Here is a 20,773-nt window from a genome sequence, read left to right as displayed (position 1 = left end):
TTTGCTTCTTGAACTTGCATCCCCTGCAAATAAGTAGAACTTTCTATGAAATCACCCTTCTCGGCTAACTTTTCTTCATACTCATTGCTAACCAAAAACTTGACTTTCTTGCCAAATTTTGCCAAACAATCAAATTGAACAGCCGAAGAAATAGCTGGAGTTCCCGCCTGATGGCTAACATAGACGTTTGCATTTTTATCAAACTCTAAACTAGACAAAGCTTGCTGAGCCAACAACAGTGCTTTATTCCAATTATCTAATCCCTCATCTTTAGATTTTGGTTTCAATTCTAAGTAATCAATTGATTTAACTTTAGGAAATTTTCTCTCAAAATATTGCTCAAATATCGGCTTGAGAGTACAAGTATCCTGCCAATAGGGGCTTTTGTCTATATTCCTGTCTTCGTCATCAAAAACTACTTCCTGATTAGTCAAAATCACGATTATTCTGTCAGGATTTGTTTTACCTTTCTCTAAAAGCTTTGCCGAAAAAGCATCAAGCAGCGGAAAGTGCAAATCCTCATAATATTTATCTGTTAACTGCGTTCCATAGACTATCCCCATCGCTCTGGCTGGTACGATAAAAGGTTCGTCATCATCAGTGTTAGGTGGTCGTGTAGGTGCAAAACGGCGATCGTATAATTGATTTCTCACCTTTCTAAACAAAGTCCCCCAATTGTCATCAGTTTTGAGCTTGACATCGCTGCTACCAGTAGTCACAATCCAGATATTCATAATTATTGCTCCGTTGGCCAAAGTTTGATAAAGTCGCTAGTGCTATCTAAATAGTCAAGAAAATCTTCAGTTGATTCCGATTCATCAGGGAAAATAGTCAGTAATTCCACATACTCTCTTGTGGATTGTAGTTTGCCATTTGTCGTAGTATATCGCGGATACATTCGATGCCAAATACAGCCTATTTGACCCATTTGACCAGTTAGCACTGATTTTTTAATTGACTGCGATCCCAAGTAGGGGCCGTGAAACCATCGAACAGCTTTACTATCTACCTGATTTTCAGCAATTCGACCCCAAACTTGAACTGTTTTTGGATGCCATGCTTCCCGCCAACTGCTGATTGAACTACTCAGTGTTTTCTTCTTTAACTTTACCCACTGTTTAAGACTTTTCTGAAAAACATTCAGAAAATTAGTAATATCACTCAATTCATTCACAGGACAGCAGAGACTATTTGATTTTTCTCCAAACTGCCAATGACACCCAATCATCGGGTTATGATTACCCGTTACATACTCCTTAAGAAAGAGGCGATGGTCAACTCGTCGCCACGATTTACCAAAACCTCCAAATAGCAGAGAGAATTTTATCAGTTGAGGAATCAAGACTTTCAAGTTTTTTCTTTGTTGCTCTGCCTTAGCACTCATGCAAAGAATATTGAGCGTCCCGTCCACTAGCTCATAAGTAGGCATAATATTATTGCCGTAGCTATAGCTATCTAAATCTAATTCGACAGCATTAAATGCAATCCCCAATAAGCCAACAATTGCCCCGTTTTTACCTGCAAATCCCCCCCATAGTTCTTTAGTCAATTCTTCAGCACTATTTTCATCAGTAATGCCACTGAATAGACGCAAAGTATGACCACGCAAAGCAGCTTTAAACATATTCGGGCGAAATTCGCCTGTTTTGTCTATTAACTGAGAGCCTAAACCTTGACCCTTTAATTGTATGCTGAGCAGATTACTATTGCCGTGCTTTCTCGGTTGACCGTAACCAGCACTGACCCTAGAACCAATGCCCCGTTCCATTGCTCTTTCCCAAAGTTCCCAGATAGTTGTCCATTCTTCCTCACTGAGTTCTACTGTGCTGGAAATGCCAAAAACTAAGGTAGGTTGATGCAGAGATATCTGGATAAAAGCACTGTGACTACCATTCTTTTTGACTTGCCAATCTTCTTGGGGATGAACAACATCTACTAGGGATTTTTTAGTCCAGTCTCCATCTTGGGGATAGCCACCATGAAAGCGTAAAATTCCAGGTTTCGTGTCTTTTTTGGAAAGTGGACTGCCACAATATTTCATTGCTTGTTCATCAGTACAGGTACGCAGGAACGCGCCTTTCATACTAGCACCGGGATATAGTGGCCAACCTTTTGTACCAGTCACAGGACGGATAACTCCCTCATCTTGACCGCTGTTAGAAACAAATCGCCAAGTGATTTTAAACGCTTTAGTTTGAATTGTCCTTGAGTCAAAGTCGGGGACTTCTTTGGAAACACCAGCGATCCATTCTTGAGCCCAGTCATAAGCTTGTTGTCTAGGTGCACCGGGAATTAAGCGCTGAATCTGACAGCGCCCTTCTATTTGGGCACGAAACATCAAAGGAATATCATTGCTATCACTCATTGTCTTCACCTCCAGAATTGCCGTTACTATTAGCAGGTTTATACCGCTGAGTCCACCAAACCATACTGTCGCAAAGTTGAATCAACACAGCTATAGCTACTTTGCGCTGTTCTACGGGAAAATCCCACAATTTATTTGCCATGATTTTAATGGCTGCTGTATCGTCAACACCGACATTATCGTTGGGAATTTTAACGCCAGCATTTGCCATAATTTTGACTAGCGCCTTCCAAGTATCCCGCCAATAATCAGCCTTATCTTTGTCCTTGACTAACCGAAACTGTTCTCCCCAAAATCGCTCTAAACCATAAGCAACTGCAACGCGCATTTTGTATGCTTGATTTAGTGCATCTTTTTTGTCGCGGTATTTGACAACTAAATCGTGAGCCTCTTGGTCTAATTTGTAAGATTCCCAAGCCATGAATTATACCTCCTTTAAAGTTAGATAGCAGTGACCGAAACCAATTGATTCTAAACCGCCGAGATAAATGTCTGCACCAGTAGCAGCGCCAAAAGGTTGCCATGTCTCTTGGTTGTCTTTGATGGCGACTGGAAATACTAAAATTGTGCCTTCTGGCAAAGCTTCAGTATTAAAAAAAGCTCCTTTTTTTGCCTTTTTTTCCTCTTTGTCTAAGGCAACTCGACTCTGGCGATATAATGCCATATCGTGAATCATGGCAATTTCGTCATCAGCCACAACAACGGCTGGCAATTCCTCTCCTAAAGGAAACCAATGAGACAAATCCTGAGTTTTTTCAACTGTCAAAAACCCAAAATTGAAAAATAGCTTTGGTTTGCCATTTATGTCGAGAGCTTTTAAGGTTTGAGAACCTGTATAATTATCTGGAATTTTTGCTTTTTTGAGGGATGTACCATCTTTTAGTTTGATATGCTCTCCAGCAATTCGCTGATAGCGTTTGAGCAAACGAGGACAAGTTACCCAGACAATTGGTTGACCGGGACAAAATACTGGCAACCACAGCAGCGAAGCATATTCAAACTTAACTACAGACTCGGTTGTACTGTCTGGCTTCCCTAATTCTGCTTCCTGACCGTACCATTTATTCGCTTCAGTTTCTCCCAGAGTGCGACGGATTTCCGATCGCAATCTGCCGCGAATCGAACTACCGGGAATAATGCCCGTTTGGGTAAACTGGTCGCGGAAAATTAAGTTTAAGTTGCCGCTTTCTTCACCAGCCGTTGCTCCCACATGAACAGGAGCAAGGGTTTCAATAATACCGTAAGCTTTTTTGTACATTATTCAACTCCTTGAATTTCAATTGGCAAACACAAACCGCATCCAACTTGTTTCAGGCTAAAACCTTCTTTGGGAAACCAATTTTCAGGAAATTCCCACCAAGTTTTCTCTAAAGGTTCTCTGAGAAGATAGACAGTTCCGGGAGGAACTGCATAGCGTCCCCGTCCCATTTGTCCTTTCGCACGGTAGCGATAGGAAATGGGTTTATCTGTAAGCATATCCGGTCGTTTTTTGGAGAAATCTTCATTTTTGGGATACCGGAATGAAAATTTGTTAGAACCCCAAATTCCCGGTGTTATCAAAGCAAATGAGCGCTGAATTGGTTGGCGTAAAAGTTTGACAATAGGACTGTTATCATCCAGTTCAATACTCTTAATTTCAACCAAATGATTTTCTCCACCAAAGCGATACCAACCATCTGCTAAAGCATGAGTTGAGAGATAAACCAGACAACTTTCATCATCCATCTGCACGGCATTTTCCAGAAACAAACCATCTTCTGCTAAAGTGCAGCGTTCGTCATCTTTGGTTTTGGGATGCAAGATAGGGACGTATGTCCAAGGAGATTCAGCAGCATCACCATTTTTCTTGATAATAGCAGACTTATTTGCCCAGGAATTAACGGTTTGCCAGCGATAATCTGGATCTACATCATCAGATTCCCGATACCACTTTCCGGCTGCAATTTTCCATTCATCAACGCCTTTTTTAGCAATAATTTTGTGCCAAGGAATGGGTAAGTAAAAGTATTCAGGATCGTCTGATTTTGCCCAGAACGGGCCAGCGACAAACAAATTATCACTAAGTTCTTTTGGAGAAATATAGGACTTAACTTTGTTGCTGCTGAAAAATAGACCGGAGAGAGTAGCGGCTTCTGGAGGGAATTTTGCCCCAGAACGTCCGACCAAGTTTTCGGGCGATAAAAATCCGCCTGAACTGCCGTACATAAATCCTAAAGGACTTATAGTGATGAGATATTTGAACATAGCTGCCATCCCACATTTATTAGGTCACTAATCCAGTAAATAATTTGCTTGGATTGTTCTGAATTTGGGTAATCGCCGACGATGTGCTTCCATTTGTTTTCTAAGTTTTCCTGGTCTTGAAAGTAAAGTTGAAATAGAGTTAAAGCTAATTCATCATCTGGGCTTTCTTCTTTGGGATTAAAGCTGATGGCATGACGATTTTTTAGATGAGCTAAATCTTTGTAAACATGAGTCCAATTCGGGAAAAGTTTTGGATATTTTCCTTCGGTTTCCCATTTACTATAGGTTTTACCATCCCGATCGCGATACCTCTTCAAAATATCCAGATAATCCCAAGGACAAGTCCACTGGACAAACTGACCGCTATTAAATACCACCCGAATCGTGACTCTATTTCGCCCCAAACTTTTCGCTCTTTTTTCTGCTTCTCGACAGTGTTGAAGCACATCTCGCTGCGGTACACTGTGACCAGCCCAAACAAAACCTACACTTAAATTAATATCTTGACCATGCTCTTTCCATTCATCAGACAATTTGATTAACCATTCTAATGCCTCTATAGGTTCCGGTGGCTTTTCTGGCTTGGTACTGTAAATTACGCCGAGGAAATCGTCACCGCCTGCATAAACAACTCGCCCTAGGTCTTTGGGAAAATTCTTGATAAATTTCCCGCCCCAATTCCGCATGGCTTCGCTGAAGTTTTTTAAACCTTCATCTCCTTTTTCTTTAGCAAGTTCCTGAAGTTTTTTGCCAACTTTATCACCATCTCCCATAAACCAGCCAGTCCAGTGTTCTGGTTCACGAATAATGTCGCTAAATGCTGATTCAAGCGGAGATATCCCAATGTTTCGGGCAATATCTTCGTCGCGAGTTACCAATCGCTTGACCAACTCAGGAATGCTCAATCTTTCATTAGGATCTAAAAATTTTCCTTCGGGTTTGCCATCTGGGGGAAGATTCTCTAAAACACAGGAGAGACGTTGATAAAAATCCTTAAGTTCAGCTTTTTCTGGATCGGATAATTGCCGCCCTGGATTTGAATGTTCCAAACCTAAACGCGGCCAGGCGATCGCATCGGTGCCGGTCAAACTCGAACTGTCGCCAATCCAGTTAATCGCCGTCCAATCGCGACGCAATTTGCGAGTCTCTAAATTCTTCATCGCAGATTCTATTGAATCTCCGTGTCCCCAGAATATCTCCCAAGTGTACAAACCCCATCGCATCCACTCTTGCTGCCAAAAGTATTGCTCTTTAGGAGGTACTTCTCGTTCTATCCAAACTCGACATTCATTTAATATTTCTTGCCATGACTTTTGAAGAGTATTCGTCACGTCATTCCTGGAAAATTCCCCTTCGCCTTTCAGAAGTATCCGATTGGGCATTCCTTTCTGGATGTTCGGGGAACCGGGAGAAATGACGTTGAAACCTGATTTTTCGGCTTGTTTTACTAGCTTGTAACTAAGATAAGAAAGAATCAGTGAAGCCCCAAATAAATCTCGGAGTTTTCGGGATTTCTCGATAAAGCCCTGAACGGGTGCAAAGGCGATCGCGGTGTATGCAGACACAGGTTCAATTTTTGGTGACATTTGTCTGTTTTCCTGACTATAGGACTAACTAAGTGCATTTTTCAACGCAAGGTCCGATCGACTTATCGACTCGTCTACTCCTTACTAGGCAGAGTCTGGTGACGCAAATCAGGAGACTCTACCTCCAATTTTCATGAAAGCTTGCGAGGTTCTTCCTCTGGATATCAATTCCCCGACTTAACTCAATATACCAGCCGAGACAGCTTCACGTCTTCAAATTCACAATATTTATCAAATGTATTTTTAAGTACAAAGCTATTCAAATATATAGTTTCTAGCCATTTATATATTTTTGTGTCAATATTGTCTTTTACTTGACTTTTCAGCGAATCGCCCATCATGGCCAAAAAACCGATCGCTCACCCCTACGCCGACAAACTGACGTTCGATCGCATCATGCTCCTAATTGCCACATTAGTAAACCACCCCGGCATCGGATACAGCGACACCGAAACATCCGACGGCAAATATCACGATGCTTTGCTAGAAGTTCGATCGCAATTGCAGAAAATTGCCACTGAATTTAACATCGAATTTCCCGAAAACTATCCCGCAACTCCCACAATTCGCAAAGATTTAGAAACTTTGCGCAACTACGGAATCCTCGATAAAAGAATGTATCGCTCCGGCTACTATCTCGGCACCGGCGCAATGACTCGCGAAGAACTGCAAGTAGCATTCCAAGCACTCGCATCCCAAGCAAAAAATCAGGGAAATCCCCAAGTGCGCCGCATTTACGAAAAACTCACAAAACTGTTGCGCGGATTGGATATCGAACTCAAAGGCGAATTATTTTATCCCGTTCGCCAACACCTGAATCGGGCGATTATTTACACCGATCCTGTCGAAATGCTCGATCGCCAAAACAATCAGCATACCCTATTCCACAAACTAGACATCGTAGAAACAGCCATAGTTCAAGGCTTCTCGATCGAAGTTTATCGTCAAAGCAATTATTACGGTAAAAGCCATCTCGGTTTTCGGCGAATCTGGCCTCTGCAACTGATTTATCACGATATCGCCTGGTACCTGATTTGCGAAAATTGCGACAACGGGCACTTGACCGTAGAACGGGTGAATCGCTTTACCGACCACTGCGAAATTATCGATTTAGAAGCGCGTGGTTTAGCCGCACAGCTACAAAGTCTGAAAATAGCTCACAAATTGTTAAAAAACGGTTGGGGGCTGTACTTGGGCAACGCAGAGCAACAACAGGCTGAATTGCAGGGTACGCTGAAGTTAGAAAAAGTGAAGGTGCGGTTTTTTGAGAAGGTAGTTGGATTTATTCTAGAGGGCGATCGGCGACATCCGCGACAAAAAATTAAGGAAGGGCCGAAGGATAGTTCTGGTAAGGTGCTTTATGTTGATTATTGGATCGATTTGCCCGATCGCTCCCTCAACGAATTCAGCCTGTGGGTAAACAAACACATGGACAGCGCCAAAGTGCTTTCGCCGCCGAGTTTGGTGGAAAAACACCGACAAGCAGCGATAAATTTGGTCGCGAGATATAGCTGATCGGGTGCGTCGCCCTCATATTGCCGATCGTTCTTTAGGGATTAAAGAATGGCGACGCACCCTACGGCTGACGCGGCTCTAGTTGCAGAATTCAACGGCGCAAGTTTCCATTTAATTAGTTTCCCTAATTAATCACCAGAAAGAATTGGGTTAAAGCCGGAACCCTTGTAGGGAGAAATTAAAAGCAGACTATTCATTACTCCAATCTTCGGACTTCCAGGTAGAGTTAGCCCTCAACTGTCCCAGGTCAACTGTCAACTGTCAACTGAATTAAAGCACCTCTTCGAGCGCGCTTTTCCAGCTATAGGAACCTGGACTTTTTCCGGTGATACTCGAGTTCTTTGGATCGATGCGAACGATCAGGGCTCCTTCCTTGAATGCGACACCAGTCCCAGAAGTCGAAAACTGGCAACTGCTTGTTTTTATTTTCTGCACCGCCTGCTTACCCGCGTCAGACACGCACAAGTTCTCTAATGTACCGACTGCTGCTTGGCAGGCGGCTTGTGTGCGGTCTTGGATCGGGTCAAAACTTGGATAGGTTGATTTATCGTAGCTCGCACGGATTTTGCTGCCGCATTTTTGATTCACCGTTCCGACTTTGCGATCGATTTCGCTTTGATACGTCGCCCAGCCATTTTTTTGCTGAACGGTTTTTTCGACATCGCTGGCGCCAGCATTCAAACCGATCAGCATAATCGAGAGTACAACTGCTTTATTCATGGCGTGTTTTCCATTCAATTAGTTTTTTCAGCAAGTCGGGAGTAGCAAGTCGCGGCTTATTCGAGCCTCGCTCGCTGGCAGCGTTTTTATTCAATTAGTTTCCAAGCGCGAGTGCGGATTTGAATCAAAAAAACGCTCGTCCTGTCAGCTCCACTGCTGAAGTTGACACTGTTTCAATTCAATTAGTTTCCCCAGCTAGTGGGAAGGACTCCACTATACACCCCAGATAGCGGAATCTGTCTAGATGCTGTTTGCCAGGACTCCTAAAAATGTTTGCACCTGCTCTATGAGGTGCGTCGCTGCTCTCCAAGTCGATCGTTCTTTTCTTTAGGGATTAAAAAATGGCGGCGCACCTTACGGCCTTGTGGATTATGCCAGCTAGGGTAATTTATGCGATCGACAAACAAGTTATGGTCAGGCACATTTTTTTTAACATCGATGTTGGATTTCAAAGCAGAGATTTCTGAAGCGCTAAAAACTTTGGCAGCTATCAAAGTTTAGATCGATCTGCTTAAGTTCGTAGTTAGAATTTTAGTTTTGAGACTAGAGAGTTTCCCGAACCCAACTTCTAAAAGCTTGAATAGCCTGGGTTCTACCGGCCACTTGACTCTGCTGAGCGTGCTGATTCACCAGTTCAATAATGGGAATATTAGGAAAAGTAGGACTTACATCCGACTCAATATATTTTTCTGCTTGCAAGACGTTAATTTGTAGTCCTCGCCGCGCGTATCGCCAAAGTTCCGGTACTCCGAGAACTTGATAATTATCGAACTGCGTGCGAGAGGTGAGATCGATTTCTATAGCTAAGTCTGGCGGCGGATCGACACTCATATCAAGACGATTTTTACCGATAACTGCTGCTTGATTTTGAATGTAAAAACAGCTATCCGGTTCCACAGCCTGACTCATGCGTTCGTTTTTTAAAGTTGTCGAACCCAACGACTCAAATGCTATTTGTCGTGCTTCTAACAAAATTTTTACGATATCGCTAATAATTTCCTTGGCTTTTTCATGTTCGGGTAGAGGAACCATAATTTCTAACCGTCTGTTACTATAGGAAATTCGGGAAGCACGACCTGCTCCCAATTCAGCTAAAATACTTTCAAATTGTTGCCAACTCACATCCTCAACCAGTAATTGCTGACCTGGTTGAATGCTCAATTGTCTTAACTCCAATAGCATAATTGTTCATCCTATTGTTTGATCGTTCGGACTTCAGTCCTCATTATCTCAAAAACTAATAAAGGACTAAAGTCCTTACTACGAACTTGATGTTTGATCGTTCGGACTTCAGTCCTCATTGTCTCAAAAACTAATAAAGGACTAAAGTCCTTACTACGAACTTGATGTTTGATCGTTCGGACTTCAGTCCTCATTGTCTCAAAAACTAATAAAGGACTAAAGTCCTTACTACGAACTTGATGTTTGTAGTGAGGACTTTAGTCCTTTCTTGCTAGCTAATGGTAGTGATTAACAATTAGCCGTCAGCAATTATCTAGCTTTTCCCAACACTTGATTTTTCTGGTGCAGCGCTTTCGGCAGTTTTGCCATTTTTGCTATGCCCGTTACCGTTGCCGTTGCGTGGTTGGATAACTCCATAGCCGCCGTGACTCTTGCGTTCGTAAAGCACGTTAATTTCGTTTGTTTCCGCATTGCGGAACATATAGAAATCGTGATCGATAATCTGCAATTGTTCCAAAGCTTCTTGCACAGTCATTGGAGGCATGGCAAAATATTTAGTTCGCACTACCTCGGCGGGAAGTTCGGGAGTTCGATCGCCAATCAAATCTGCTACTACAGGGTGTTCATCAACCACAGTTACCGTTTTGGCATTAGTCTGGGTTTTGTTGTCCTGACGTTTTTCCTTAAATTTCCGCAGTTGACGAGCTATCTTGTCGGCAACCAAATCGATGCTAGCATAAAGGCTTTCCGTGCTTTCCTCAGCTCGAATCACGCTGCCATTAGCATAGATAGTCACCTCAGCAGTCTGCTTAGGATTGATCCTGGGGTTACGAGCCACCGATAGATGGATATCCACTTCCGTCGTCAAAGTTTGAAAATGGCTGACTGCCTTTTCCACCTTTTGATTGACGTACTCGCGAATCGCATCGGTGATTTCTATATTTTTACCCTGGATAACAAGCTTCATAGAGCTCCCTCCCTTCTGTAACGTGGGTATGTTTCATACAATAGCACTATGTATTCTACAAAACACTTATTTTCAAACTTTTTTTTAAGTGTTGACAATTCTTAATTTTAACTGCGTCAATATTCAGTAATATCACTCTTGATTTTTTTCATGCTTTTACCTTCTTTTTCTCAACATCTGAATTCTCAATCCTGCTGGCTTCTCGACTGGGGACAAGTACCCTACTCAGAAGCTTGGGAAATCCAGCAAAAACTGGTCCAAGAACGCCGGGACAATCCAGATTTGCCTGATGTGCTGATTTTGCTGGAACATCCGCCGGTTTACACTTTGGGACTGGGATCGAAGTTGGAATTTCTGAAGTTTGACCCGAGCCAAACTCATGCCCAATTGCACCGAGTTGAGCGGGGCGGTGAGGTGACTTACCATTGTCCTGGCCAGTTGGTGGGCTATCCGATTTTGAATTTGCGCCGCCACCAGCAGGATTTGCACTGGTATTTGCGGCAGTTGGAGGAAGTGCTGTTGCGGGTGCTGGAAGTTTGCGGGCTGAAGGGTTCGCGGGTTGAGGGAATGACTGGGGTTTGGGTGGATGGGTGCAAGGTAGGTGCGATCGGCATTAAAGTCAGTCGCTGGATTACCATGCACGGTTTTGCTCTCAATGTTTGCCCGGATCTGGCAGGTTTTGGGCAAATTGTACCTTGCGGGATTCCCGATCGACCCGTTGGCAGTTTAGAACAGTTTATACCGGGAATTGAGGTCGATCGAGTTAGGGCGATCGTTGTCGCAGAATTTGCTCGCGTTTTTGGGGTGGAAATTGTGCGATCGGATCGGGAAATTGTGCGATCGGATCGAACGGCGGTTGAAACCGCGTCTACAAAAACCACGACGGCGGTTGAAACCGCGTCTACAAAAATGAAGTCTGCCTCCGCAGTGTAAAGAAAATAAGGTAATATCAACCGCCGTCTGATTCTTCAACGGATCTTCAACCCGCGAAGGCGGGTTTTGTCTGTGTAGGCGCGAATTCTATTCGCCGTCGGATCTATTCGCCGTCGGATCTATTCGCCGTCGGATCTATTCGCCGTCGAACCTTAAAACGGAATCGGATCGTAATCTGGATTGTCAGCTTCGTTAGAGGAACCAGACTTGCGATCGGACTCCGAAGACTGATGCGAGTTCCAATCCGAGCTAGACGGGCGGTTAGCAGGGGCTGGAGCGTTGTTAGAACTGCGATTTCGTGAGCCTAAAGGAACCACATTGCTCGGCACATTAGCGGGGGCTGTGTCGCGAATTTGAGCCGGTTCGGGGGCCGTTCTCGTTGCGGGAGCAGCACTCATGGAATCGGCGCCGAGAGTGTAAATTTTTTGGGCTGTTAGTTCAGCGCGCTTTTCTTTGATACCATCTCTCTCGATCGTATTCATACCCAGCCGGCCTTCAATAATCACGCGATCGCCCTCGTGATATTTTTCGTGAATTTCTTGAGCTAAATTGCCCCATCCTATCACCTTCAAATGTTCTGGCGGATCTTCAGGTTTTGGGCCTGGAAACTGCACCAGCATCTCAGCGATTGGAACTTGATTGTCTGGAGTATAACGGAGTTGCGGTTGTTGAATTATTTCCGCCATTAAAATGCAGCTATTCATAACTTAAATGGGAATTGGACATGGGGAATTGGGCGTTGGAGAAACAGGGCATTGGTTGCTGGTTATTAGTTATTAGTTCTTAGTTATTAGTTCTTAGTTATTAGTTCTTAGTTATTATTTGTTGATTCTATTTTAATAACTAATAGCCAATCACCAATCATCAATAAACAGTGCATTGCTTATTGGTTAGTTGTTAGTTGTTAATTGTTGATTTTAATAACTAATAACCAATCACCAGCCACCAATAAACAGGGCATTGGTTCTGGGTTATTGTTGTTAGTTATTAGTTGTTAATTGTTGATTCTAATAACAATAACCAATCACCAATAAACCGGGGCTTGACTATTGGTTAGTTATTGTTGTTATTAGTTGTTAATTGTTGATTCTAATAACCAGTAACCAATCACCAATCACCAATAACAATAACCAATAACCAATAACCAATAACCAATAACCAACAACCAACAAATAACTAATTAGCCGTTCCCAAATTTATCTTGGCGAACAGCCGCCTCAGCTTGAGTGACAAAATCGTGAACTAGGGCGCGGTACTCCTTCAAAGTTTCAGATACCCAATCTCTGTCCTCGCTGTTGGCGAAGATATGAACGGTGGGTTCGCTAGCATCGGGTAAAACTAATAGCCAATTGTCATCGCTGTAGTTAAAAATTTTCACTCCATCTATTAATTCTAAACGATCGGGCGAATGAGTTTCTACCAAATGCCGCATGAGCGAGCCTTTGACCGTCCAAGGACAGCGGACGCTGTAACTGCGGTGGGTGACCCGGGGAAGTTCGGCTTTAATCTGTCCGAGCGATCGCTCCTGAATCGTCATCATTTCTATCACTTTAGCAATGCAGAACATTCCGTCAAAGCCGGGATGCAACTGCGGGAAAATAAAACCCATATTACCGCTACCGCCCAAAACCACATTCGGGTTTCGGTTAGCGGCTTCCATCAAAGCAGTTGGGTTCGCCTTAGTACGGATTACCTTGCTTTGATGGCGGCGGGCGATCGCTTCCACCGCAGAAGACGCATTCACCGGTACTACTACTGTACCTCTGGGATGGGAAGTCAGCATCAAATTTACCATCAGCGCCGTCAGCATTTCCCCACGAATCGCGATTCCCGACTCGTCTACCAAAATGAGCTGTTCGCCGTTAGCCGACACCTGCACGCCAAAATTAGCGCTGAGTGCTTTCACCACCCGGCCGAGTTGGTCGAGCAAATATTCCCGTTCTCCGTTGCTCAGAGAAGTCTGTTTGAGACTGGCATTGAGCACCACCGCATCGCAGCCAAATTTGGCGAGCATTTGTGGCAGAATTGCTCCTGAAACTGCGTAAACGTAATCGATTACTACCTTAGAATTGCTGTAACGAATAGCTTCAACATTCATCTGCCGCTCAAACATCCGGTTGTAAACGTCGAGAGCTTGGTTAAAGTACGACATTTCTCCAATTTCCGGAATCAGAGCCCTGCGCAAATCTTCCTTAAAATAAGCGCCCTCGATTTTTTTCTCAGCAGCTTTAGTAATATTGATGCCTTTGATATCGAAGAATTCAATTAAAATGTGGTCGGAGCGATCGGGCGAAATGCGAACGTGAATGCCGCCAGCAATGGATATAGTAGACGAAACCGTGCGCGCGATCGGAATTGCCGTCGATTCCAAATTCACCACATTAATCCCCACCGACATCAAACCCGCAATCAAAGACCTCGAAACCATCCGTGAAATGCTGCGCTGATCGCGAGAAACCGATACCGAAGTCCCTGGTTTCAAAGTCGAGCCATAAGCCGCACCCAATTTTACTGCAAATTCTGGCGTAATATCGACATTTGCCAGTCCTTGAACGCCGCGCTGACCGAATAAATTCCGCTTAGCTTGTTCTCCCCAAATTAAATTTTGATTTAACAGAGCACCGGATTCAATATTTTTGCTCGGCCAGACGCGCACGGAAGGGCCGACTTGGGCTTCTTCTCCCACTATCGACATGGAACCCACGACAGCACCTTCGAGGACGTGAGCGCGCCTGTCTACGCGGGTGCTGCGGCAAATTACGCAGGCTCTGAGATGAGCGTCTTCGCCGACAATGGCTCCATTCCAGACAATCGGGCGTTTGAGGTTGGCGTCGGCGCCCACTGTAACGTTATCTCCGATGACTGTACCGGCATCGATTGTAACTCGGGCTCCAATCCGGCAATTGTTGCCGATCATCGCCGGTACTTCGACGATCGCGCTATCGTCAATAAAAGTATTTTGACCTACCCAAAGTCCCGATCGAACTTCGTTGTAGTAGCTCAAATCCAGATTAACTTTTCCCCGCAGCGCGTCGTACTGAGCTTCCCGGTAAACATCCAACTGGCCGACATCGCACCAGTAACCCTCCGCAATGTAACCGTACATCGGCTCGTTTTTTTCCAGCAGCAGCGGAAACAAGTCTTTGGAGAAGTCGCATTCTTGATTTACCGGCAGGTAGTCCAATAATTCAGGTTCTAAAATGTAGGTGCCGGTATTGACGGTATCGGAGAAAATTTCGCTGCTAGAAGGCTTTTCCAGAAAGCGACTGATGCGGTAATTTTCCTCGGTAATCACCACCCCGAATTCCATCGGGTTGGGAACGCGAGTTAAAATTAACGTGGCTTTCGATTGCTTGCGGCGGTGAAATTCGATCGCTGCGGTTAAGTCAAAATCTGTGATGCTGTCGCCACTGATGACTAGAAAAGTTCCATCCAGCAATTCCGCAATATTTTTGACACAACCAGCCGTACCCAGCGGTTGGTCTTCCTCCACAGCGTAGGTCATTTGAACGCCAAACTCTGCCCCATCAGTAAAATATTCCCGCATCACATCGGGAAGATAGTGCAGAGTGGCAATAATTTCCGTAATATTATGCCTTTTTAGCAAATTGATAATGTGTTCTGCGATCGGGCGATTCAAAATCGGTACCATAGGTTTAGGCAAATCGCACGTCAGGGGTCTGAGCCTCGTTCCCGACCCCCCAGCCATCAGCACTGCACGCATAAAATCCTCCTTGCTTAGAAACCTCTCTAACGTTATTGTCCGCTAGAAAAAGCTTGCCTGCTGTAACCTGTGGGGCACTAGCTATCAGTGTTAATTATCTCTGAGTAATCGCGCGCCACTGAAATCCCAGAAACCTAGGCTGTACCGGAAGAGCAGCCGATTTCAACAGAATTAGGATTTGCAGGAGCGACTTTTAGTAGAAGTCGCTTTTTAGTTGCTCCGTGAAAGCTACTTCCTGGCTGGTATAGCAACCGCGTCCCACTGTTAGGACGTTATGGCATTGCTTCGGTCTTTGCTGAATATTGGTTCTTTCTGTCATTCGTTACGATCGTTACATAGCGTAAGTTGGTCGTTTACTGAACTTCCGATCATCGGTTACGTCGGTTACATCTTCTGGTACATTGGTCGTTGGCAGAACTTCCTATCATCCTTTACATCTGTTAAATAACCCGTTGCCGAACTTCCGAATGCTACATTTTTAACTTTGCCATTACCGGCAATTTGGAAGTATCTAGCTGAAGGTGGAACTCTTACCACAAAAAAATGATTTAAACCCTCTCCCCGAGCGGGACAAATTAAAAAAAAATAATTCATTACCCAAATCCTCTAGATATAAGCAAGAGGTCGCTGTCAATCGTCAACTGTCAACTGTCAACTAAATCAATAGAATCCCTGCACCAAGGGCAGAAAAATGATAGATTAAGAGTAGCGATGCAGGCTCGCTGACTCAAAATCCAATCAGTCGCTTAGGGGGTTATTTAATGGAACCGTTAATTGGATTGGTGTTGCTAGTCGCTTATGGCGGCGGTATTTGGAAATTTTGGAATGGTTTCGATCGCACTAACTTCGACAGAAGTTTCGCAAATCGCCTGAAACTGTCGCTGCTGTGGCCGGCGTTAATTTTTAATAAGCCTTACCGCCAAAACTTTACAAAAGCACTCAAAGGCTCTAGAAGGTAATTAAAGAATGTCTAAAAAGTCAGAGCCCCCAGTCGCAGGTCAAGAACAGACTTGGTTTGCCAAAGGAAAATCAGATAGCTGGCAAGTTTTACTATCGCAGGTTGCATCTCGGTTCGATCGCGAATATCGAGGAGAAGCATTCGCCTTACCCGAAGAAGTCGAAGCAATGCCGATTTTCCTCGAATCAGTCTCGGGCACACTGCAAGCAAAAACAGTTTCTCCCTTCTGGAAAATTGCCAAACCCCAAAAAAACCAGCGCTGTTTAGACATTGGCTGCGGAGTCAGCTTTTTGATATACCCTTGGCGGGAATGGGAAGCATTTTTTTACGGTCAAGAAATCAGCAGCGCAGCCAGAGACGCATTAAATGCTCGCGGCCCTCAGCTCAATTCCAAGCTGTTCAAAGGCGTAGAATGGGCCCCCGCTCACAAGTTAAATTACGAAGAGGATCAGTTCGACTTATGCCTCGCTACAGGCTTTAGTTGTTACTATCCCATAGAGTATTGGAACACTGTCATGGGAGAAGTAAAGCGGGTACTAAAACCGGGCGGTCATTTTGTATTTGATGTCCTCAATCCCAATGCACCTCTAGCAGAAGATTGGGCAATTTTGGAAACCTATCGAGCCGGAGAAGTATTTTTAGAGACAATTGAAGACTGGGAAAAAATGATTAAAGCGGCAGGCGCTAAAGTAGTAAAAAAACAAAACGGCGACTTATTCCAAATGTATAAAGTCCAATACAATTAAGAGATAGCCAGGTTTGATCGTTCGGACTTCAGTCCGCAAAAAACCTGGTTTGCAGTCAAGAGTTCAGTCAAAAAAGTAGGGTGCGCCAGCAAGTATAAATTGGTTTAATAAGCAACAAATATGGCAACTGACGCACCCTACTGACTAATAACCAATTACCCAATACCAATTCCCACCCAATTAACAATTAATTGGCCGTAGCAGGAGAAGGCGCAGGAGAAGGCGCAACTTCGGCGGCGGGAGAAGGCGTAGATTCTGGCGAAGGCGCAACTTCGCCAGAAGGCGACACTTCCGGGGCTGGAGAAGGCGACACTTCCGGGGCTGGAGAAGGCGACACTTCCGGGGCTGGAGAAGGTGCAGCTTCTGGCGAGGGCGACACTTCCGGGGCTGGCTTCGGTTGGGGAGAAGGAGATTGTTCGGCTGCTGGTTTCGGTTGAGGTGAGGGCGACGGTTTAGTTGCGGGTTTTGGTGCGGGCTGTGGCGACTGTTGAGCCCCTGGTTGCGGTTTGTTGGATGGCGCCGGCGGCTTCTCAAACTGCGGTTTCACCTGCGCAGGGGCTGGGGAGGGCGGCTGGGCTGTCGGGTTGGGTGCTGTCGGGGCTGGCGCTAGTGGCTGCGGGCCTGCTGGCGAAGTTGGGGTAGTGGATGGACTCACAGGAATACCGCTGCAAACTTTTTCGTCGTATTTGAACGCGACAGCCACTTGGTAAAGCTTGTGGGTGCTGTTTGCTGGAAACGTCAGAGCAGGGTTGATAATCGCATTTTTCGCCGCATTATCGAGAATACCGTAACCTGTGGGGACGATCGCCTGAGGTTCAGCTTTGAGCAAACCTTGAGGGTTGACAACTGCTCCAAAAACTGCTACTCCTTCAAGTTTTTGCGAGCAAGCTTCTTTGGGATAAGCGACATTCACAGGAGTCGGCCCCGTCATTTCTAAGTCGGGGTAAGCCTTTTTGAATCTTTCAAACAAAGCAACATAGGTATTGGCAGCAGCAAGCTGCGTTTCTCTGTCGCTGGGTAAGTTTGAACCAGGTTGTGCTGGAAAGTCTAGCTGTTGCTGTCCCCGGTCAAATTGTTGCCTTCTGATTCTTTCTTCGGGAGTTTCGGTGATGAGATTCCGTTTATTTGGATCTTTTTGAGTCAATTTCGGTGCTTCCTCAAGTCCCGGATTCCTGCCGGTAATTGGGAATTGCGGGCTAAATACAGGAGCTCCGTCTGGAAATAGTGCCAGTCTGCCTTGAGCGTTTCGCAGCTTTTCGAGAGATTCCCCTTCATCTTGGTTTCCGGGAAACTGCGGTGCTGGTGTCAATCCTGATGGTGGTGGCGGGATATTGCGATCGAAATTACTGGGTAATGGCGGGAAAATCAAACCGCTAGGAGGTGCTTGCGGGACGAAAGTTGGTGTTTTTACCGAAGGGGTGGGGAGAGATGCTGCTGGAGTTTTCGGAGGCTGCGGCGCTATTGGGGCAGTTAAGGGGCCCAGAGGGGGATCGAGAGGGGCAAAGAATCCAGGAGGGGGCATTCCCGGCGGTAGGGCGGGCAAGTTGATTTCTGGAGGGGCGGGGGGCAGGGGGGGAGCTAACTTGGGCGAGGTGGGAAGCGGAACTGGTGCGACGAGGGAAAACGGCGTTTTGGATGGTTGCGGCGGTATGGTTTGTGGCAGGCGGCCGGCTTCTGCGGGAGTTAGTTCTACTAAGCCGACGGAACCGGGGATATTTTTTGAGGAATTTCCACCACCATAGATGATGTTTGAGATTGTCGGGGCGCTGACTCCGAGCACTCCGTGAATTCCGACAGAAGCTAGGGCTGCCCACCAAAAAGGCTGGCGCAGCGGTTCTGAAAGGGTGTTGGCTAGGGATGATGAGTCAGTCATGACCATAGGGAGTGGGGAAGGGGGAATAGGGAAGGGGGAAGGGGGAATCGGGAATGGGCAATTGGAAGTTAATAATTACTAGATATCTTTTTATTTTTAAAATATTTAAACGTAGCTGTTGGGAATTCAAAGGTATGATTTTAGCACGATCGCCCTGGAAGTTGCCCGATCGACCTCGATGACAGTTCACGGACAACTCAACCAATTTTATTAAACACCCACGATAAGTTCGATCGATCGGCGTTTCCAATTCGGTTACAGAACCGGATTCATCCGTCGGCGCAATTGTTTAAATCCCAAATCCCAAATCGACGCTCGGCTTACTCATCTGTTGCACCGTTGCTCCTGCTTCCGACTTCCATTTCTCTTCCATCCGTTACATCTGTTGCCGAACTTGCTTCTTATTACCACCGATAGCGGTAAGTTTTAAAAGGAGCACCCTCAACGCTCAGCAAGTCTATCGGATAAATTGGAGCGCCGCTTGCCATATATTGGAACATTTCGCGAACTTCCTCACCGCGGAGCGACAACTGGTCTAACTCTTTGAGAGAATACCAACCAGCACACAAAGTATACTCGTCCGGCTTGCTCTTGGGCGGTGTCTTGTCTTCAGGACGAGCCACAAAAATCACCCTGAGGCGCACGTTACCCCTAGGCATCACCGTATGCTCTACCCTAAGAATTCCTTCCACAATCACAGAAATGCCCGCTTCCTGAACGGTATTGCGCACCGCAGCATCAAGCAAAGTCTCGCCTTTTTCCACTCGCCCTGCTGGGAGATACCACTGCTGCTCGTACTTGCGCTCTTGTACGAGTAGAAAACGGTCTTCTAAGTGAACGACAACTAGGGTAAAATACAGTGTTGGAATCGGCTCGCGAGCCATAGAAGTAGATATTCCCCAAGCAAAAAGTTTAACGAGCGGGAGGTGCTAGCCATCCAAAGGATGCTTCGGCAAGCGTCTTTGAACTTGAAAAATAGATCGTAGCACCCCGGCCGCAAAATCTAAAATCTAAAATCTCAAATCTCAAATTGATAATGCCATTACCTACCGTAATTTTGCCAGGATATTTTGCTGCTGCTTCAGACTATCGGGAATTAGAAAAATCTTTGGTCGATCGCGGTTTCCCAACTGTAACAGTACCACTGAGCAAGGCAGATTGGTTGCCCACATTTGGCGGGCGATCGATGGTGCCAATTTTGCGGAAGCTCGATCGCACGGTCAAACAAATGTTACAGCAATACGGCTGCCAACAGATCAATCTCGTCGGTCATTCCGCAGGTGGCTGGATTTCTCGAATTTATTTGGGCGAAAAGCCTTATACAATTCACGGCGACGTGCTTGAGGATGCGGGTTTGTGGGAAGCTCACCCTTGCGTCAACACTTTAATTAGTTTAGGCACGCCACACGTCTCTGTTGAGCGCTGGACGCGCAAAAATCTAGATTTTGTCAAAATTCATTATCCCGGTGCTTTCCACCCGCAGGTGCGTTACGTCTGCGCTGCTGGGAAAGCTATTTTTGGTAAGCCGGGTTTAAAGACTTGGCTGGCTTACAAGAGTTATGAACTGACTGTGGGGAATGGCGAAACTTGGGGCGATGGAATTACGCCGATTGAAGCTGCTCATTTGGACGGAGCCGAAAATTTGGTGTTGGATGGGGTTTGGCATTCGCCTCGCTCTCCGGGAAACTGGTATGGTTCGGCGGAGGTTTTGGCGGCTTGGGTTGGGTATTTGCGGTAGAAATGAATTACAAAGCAAGAATCAGAAAGTTTAAAGGAGCAATTAGTCATCTGTCATGATAGTTCTTGCTTTCATTGATTTCAATGCCTTAAATTATCTGCGTTTATCTGTGTTTATCCGCCTTAAATCTGCGGTTTATGTATCAATCTAAAACGGGTGCATCTCATTTTTGAGGCCTGAAGAAGCATGACCGCAGATAAGTTATTAGTTATAATCCCATAT

At 45.3% G+C, this 20,773-nt stretch carries 18 protein-coding genes and 1 pseudogene; 5 read left to right on the top strand and 14 right to left on the bottom strand.

What is annotated here, in order from left to right:
• The 6 genes and pseudogenes from QT974_RS11710 to QT974_RS11685 all read right to left on the bottom strand — a co-directional run.
• A pseudogene (locus tag QT974_RS11710) lies at positions 1 to 734 on the bottom strand (hypothetical protein); the annotation flags it as partial.
• Positions 735 to 736: 2 nt separating this feature from the next.
• Positions 737 to 2,365 carry a hypothetical protein gene (locus tag QT974_RS11705; protein ID WP_333468648.1) on the bottom strand — a complete coding sequence of 543 codons (1,629 nt, stop codon included), beginning with the start codon at positions 2,363 to 2,365 and terminating at the stop codon, positions 737 to 739.
• A complete protein-coding gene (locus QT974_RS11700) occupies positions 2,358 to 2,786 on the bottom strand; it encodes a hypothetical protein (RefSeq protein ID WP_333468647.1) in 429 nt (142 codons plus the stop codon). The genes QT974_RS11705 and QT974_RS11700 overlap by 8 nt, the downstream gene beginning before the upstream one ends.
• A gap of 3 nt (positions 2,787 to 2,789) precedes the next feature.
• Entirely contained in the window at positions 2,790 to 3,623 is an 834-nt protein-coding gene (cmr4, locus tag QT974_RS11695) for a type III-B CRISPR module RAMP protein Cmr4 (protein WP_333468646.1), read from the bottom strand.
• Positions 3,623 to 4,609, bottom strand: a complete 987-nt coding sequence (locus tag QT974_RS11690; protein ID WP_333468645.1) for a CRISPR-associated protein — start codon at positions 4,607 to 4,609, stop codon at positions 3,623 to 3,625. Before QT974_RS11690 ends, cmr4 begins: the two co-directional genes overlap by 1 nt.
• Positions 4,585 to 6,195: a Cas10/Cmr2 second palm domain-containing protein gene (locus QT974_RS11685; RefSeq protein WP_333468644.1), complete on the bottom strand. Its 1,611-nt coding sequence runs from the start codon at positions 6,193 to 6,195 to the stop codon at positions 4,585 to 4,587. Before QT974_RS11685 ends, QT974_RS11690 begins: the two co-directional genes overlap by 25 nt.
• A gap of 339 nt (positions 6,196 to 6,534) precedes the next feature.
• Between QT974_RS11685 and QT974_RS11680 the strand changes: the two genes are divergently transcribed.
• The gene (locus tag QT974_RS11680; RefSeq protein WP_333468643.1) at positions 6,535 to 7,710 is read left to right on the top strand and encodes a helix-turn-helix transcriptional regulator; all 1,176 of its coding nucleotides are present in this window, start codon (positions 6,535 to 6,537) and stop codon (positions 7,708 to 7,710) included.
• Between the two features lie 270 nt (positions 7,711 to 7,980).
• Here the strand turns inward: QT974_RS11680 and QT974_RS11675 are convergent, their stop codons facing one another.
• From QT974_RS11675 to hpf, 4 genes are all read right to left on the bottom strand, one after another.
• Positions 7,981 to 8,430 carry a hypothetical protein gene (locus QT974_RS11675; RefSeq protein ID WP_333468642.1) on the bottom strand — a complete coding sequence of 150 codons (450 nt, stop codon included), beginning with the start codon at positions 8,428 to 8,430 and terminating at the stop codon, positions 7,981 to 7,983.
• Between the two features lie 284 nt (positions 8,431 to 8,714).
• The gene (locus QT974_RS11670) at positions 8,715 to 8,924 is read right to left on the bottom strand and encodes a hypothetical protein (RefSeq protein WP_333468641.1); all 210 of its coding nucleotides are present in this window, start codon (positions 8,922 to 8,924) and stop codon (positions 8,715 to 8,717) included.
• A 49-nt stretch (positions 8,925 to 8,973) separates the two neighbouring features.
• Positions 8,974 to 9,612 (bottom strand): Uma2 family endonuclease, encoded by a 639-nt coding sequence (locus QT974_RS11665; RefSeq protein ID WP_333468640.1) that lies wholly within the window; start codon positions 9,610 to 9,612, stop codon positions 8,974 to 8,976.
• A 313-nt stretch (positions 9,613 to 9,925) separates the two neighbouring features.
• Positions 9,926 to 10,579, bottom strand: coding sequence for a ribosome hibernation-promoting factor, HPF/YfiA family (gene hpf / locus QT974_RS11660; RefSeq protein WP_333468639.1), 654 nt, complete (start codon positions 10,577 to 10,579; stop codon positions 9,926 to 9,928).
• A 150-nt stretch (positions 10,580 to 10,729) separates the two neighbouring features.
• Here hpf and lipB point away from each other — a divergent pair, with 150 nt between their 5' ends.
• Entirely contained in the window at positions 10,730 to 11,512 is a 783-nt protein-coding gene (gene lipB / locus QT974_RS11655; RefSeq protein WP_333468638.1) for a lipoyl(octanoyl) transferase LipB, read from the top strand.
• 152 nt (positions 11,513 to 11,664) lie between these two features.
• Here the strand turns inward: lipB and QT974_RS11650 are convergent, their stop codons facing one another.
• On the bottom strand, positions 11,665 to 12,216 hold the full coding sequence (locus QT974_RS11650; protein WP_333468637.1) for a single-stranded DNA-binding protein: 552 nt from the start codon (positions 12,214 to 12,216) through the stop codon (positions 11,665 to 11,667).
• 476 nt (positions 12,217 to 12,692) lie between these two features.
• Positions 12,693 to 15,236 (bottom strand): mannose-1-phosphate guanyltransferase, encoded by a 2,544-nt coding sequence (locus QT974_RS11645; RefSeq protein WP_333468636.1) that lies wholly within the window; start codon positions 15,234 to 15,236, stop codon positions 12,693 to 12,695.
• 761 nt (positions 15,237 to 15,997) lie between these two features.
• On the opposite strand from QT974_RS11645, the gene QT974_RS11640 reads away from it, so the two are divergent.
• Both QT974_RS11640 and QT974_RS11635 read left to right on the top strand, forming a co-directional pair.
• Positions 15,998 to 16,195 (top strand): hypothetical protein, encoded by a 198-nt coding sequence (locus QT974_RS11640; RefSeq protein ID WP_193974558.1) that lies wholly within the window; start codon positions 15,998 to 16,000, stop codon positions 16,193 to 16,195.
• Positions 16,196 to 16,202: 7 nt separating this feature from the next.
• A complete protein-coding gene (locus QT974_RS11635; protein ID WP_333468635.1) occupies positions 16,203 to 16,940 on the top strand; it encodes a class I SAM-dependent methyltransferase in 738 nt (245 codons plus the stop codon).
• 187 nt (positions 16,941 to 17,127) lie between these two features.
• Here QT974_RS11635 and QT974_RS11630 read toward each other — a convergent pair whose 3' ends face one another.
• A complete protein-coding gene (locus QT974_RS11630; RefSeq protein ID WP_333468634.1) occupies positions 17,128 to 18,813 on the bottom strand; it encodes an energy transducer TonB in 1,686 nt (561 codons plus the stop codon).
• Between the two features lie 404 nt (positions 18,814 to 19,217).
• Positions 19,218 to 19,697 (bottom strand): NUDIX domain-containing protein, encoded by a 480-nt coding sequence (locus tag QT974_RS11625; protein ID WP_293127673.1) that lies wholly within the window; start codon positions 19,695 to 19,697, stop codon positions 19,218 to 19,220.
• A gap of 152 nt (positions 19,698 to 19,849) precedes the next feature.
• Here QT974_RS11625 and QT974_RS11620 point away from each other — a divergent pair, with 152 nt between their 5' ends.
• Complete coding sequence (locus tag QT974_RS11620; RefSeq protein ID WP_333468633.1) at positions 19,850 to 20,551, top strand: lipase family alpha/beta hydrolase; 702 nt, start codon at positions 19,850 to 19,852, stop codon at positions 20,549 to 20,551.
• Positions 20,552 to 20,773 lie beyond the last annotated feature (222 nt).

It is taken from the genome of Microcoleus sp. BM001215392, from assembly GCF_036700185.1.
GTDB lineage: Bacteria > Cyanobacteriota > Cyanobacteriia > Cyanobacteriales > Microcoleaceae > Microcoleus.
The sequence above is the reverse complement of the archived record's forward strand: the minus strand, read 5'-3'. Positions and strand labels throughout refer to the sequence as shown.

Excerpts from the sequence above, each read along its gene's own strand:
- QT974_RS11675 (WP_333468642.1), bottom strand. The coding sequence starts at position 8,430 with ATGAATAAAGCAGTTGTACTCTCGATTATGCTGATCGGTTTGAATGCT.
- QT974_RS11700 (WP_333468647.1), bottom strand. The coding sequence starts at position 2,786 with ATGGCTTGGGAATCTTACAAATTAGACCAAGAGGCTCACGATTTAGTT.
- QT974_RS11625 (WP_293127673.1), bottom strand. The coding sequence starts at position 19,697 with ATGGCTCGCGAGCCGATTCCAACACTGTATTTTACCCTAGTTGTCGTT.
- QT974_RS11650 (WP_333468637.1), bottom strand. The coding sequence starts at position 12,216 with ATGAATAGCTGCATTTTAATGGCGGAAATAATTCAACAACCGCAACTC.
- QT974_RS11630 (WP_333468634.1), bottom strand. The coding sequence starts at position 18,813 with ATGACTGACTCATCATCCCTAGCCAACACCCTTTCAGAACCGCTGCGC.
- QT974_RS11680 (WP_333468643.1), top strand. The coding sequence starts at position 6,535 with ATGGCCAAAAAACCGATCGCTCACCCCTACGCCGACAAACTGACGTTC.
- QT974_RS11640 (WP_193974558.1), top strand. The coding sequence starts at position 15,998 with ATGGAACCGTTAATTGGATTGGTGTTGCTAGTCGCTTATGGCGGCGGT.
- QT974_RS11645 (WP_333468636.1), bottom strand. The coding sequence starts at position 15,236 with ATGCGTGCAGTGCTGATGGCTGGGGGGTCGGGAACGAGGCTCAGACCC.
- lipB (WP_333468638.1), top strand. The coding sequence starts at position 10,730 with ATGCTTTTACCTTCTTTTTCTCAACATCTGAATTCTCAATCCTGCTGG.
- QT974_RS11690 (WP_333468645.1), bottom strand. The coding sequence starts at position 4,609 with ATGTTCAAATATCTCATCACTATAAGTCCTTTAGGATTTATGTACGGC.
- QT974_RS11620 (WP_333468633.1), top strand. The coding sequence starts at position 19,850 with ATGCCATTACCTACCGTAATTTTGCCAGGATATTTTGCTGCTGCTTCA.
- hpf (WP_333468639.1), bottom strand. The coding sequence starts at position 10,579 with ATGAAGCTTGTTATCCAGGGTAAAAATATAGAAATCACCGATGCGATT.
- cmr4 (WP_333468646.1), bottom strand. The coding sequence starts at position 3,623 with ATGTACAAAAAAGCTTACGGTATTATTGAAACCCTTGCTCCTGTTCAT.
- QT974_RS11705 (WP_333468648.1), bottom strand. The coding sequence starts at position 2,365 with ATGAGTGATAGCAATGATATTCCTTTGATGTTTCGTGCCCAAATAGAA.
- QT974_RS11685 (WP_333468644.1), bottom strand. The coding sequence starts at position 6,195 with ATGTCACCAAAAATTGAACCTGTGTCTGCATACACCGCGATCGCCTTT.
- QT974_RS11665 (WP_333468640.1), bottom strand. The coding sequence starts at position 9,612 with ATGCTATTGGAGTTAAGACAATTGAGCATTCAACCAGGTCAGCAATTA.
- QT974_RS11635 (WP_333468635.1), top strand. The coding sequence starts at position 16,203 with ATGTCTAAAAAGTCAGAGCCCCCAGTCGCAGGTCAAGAACAGACTTGG.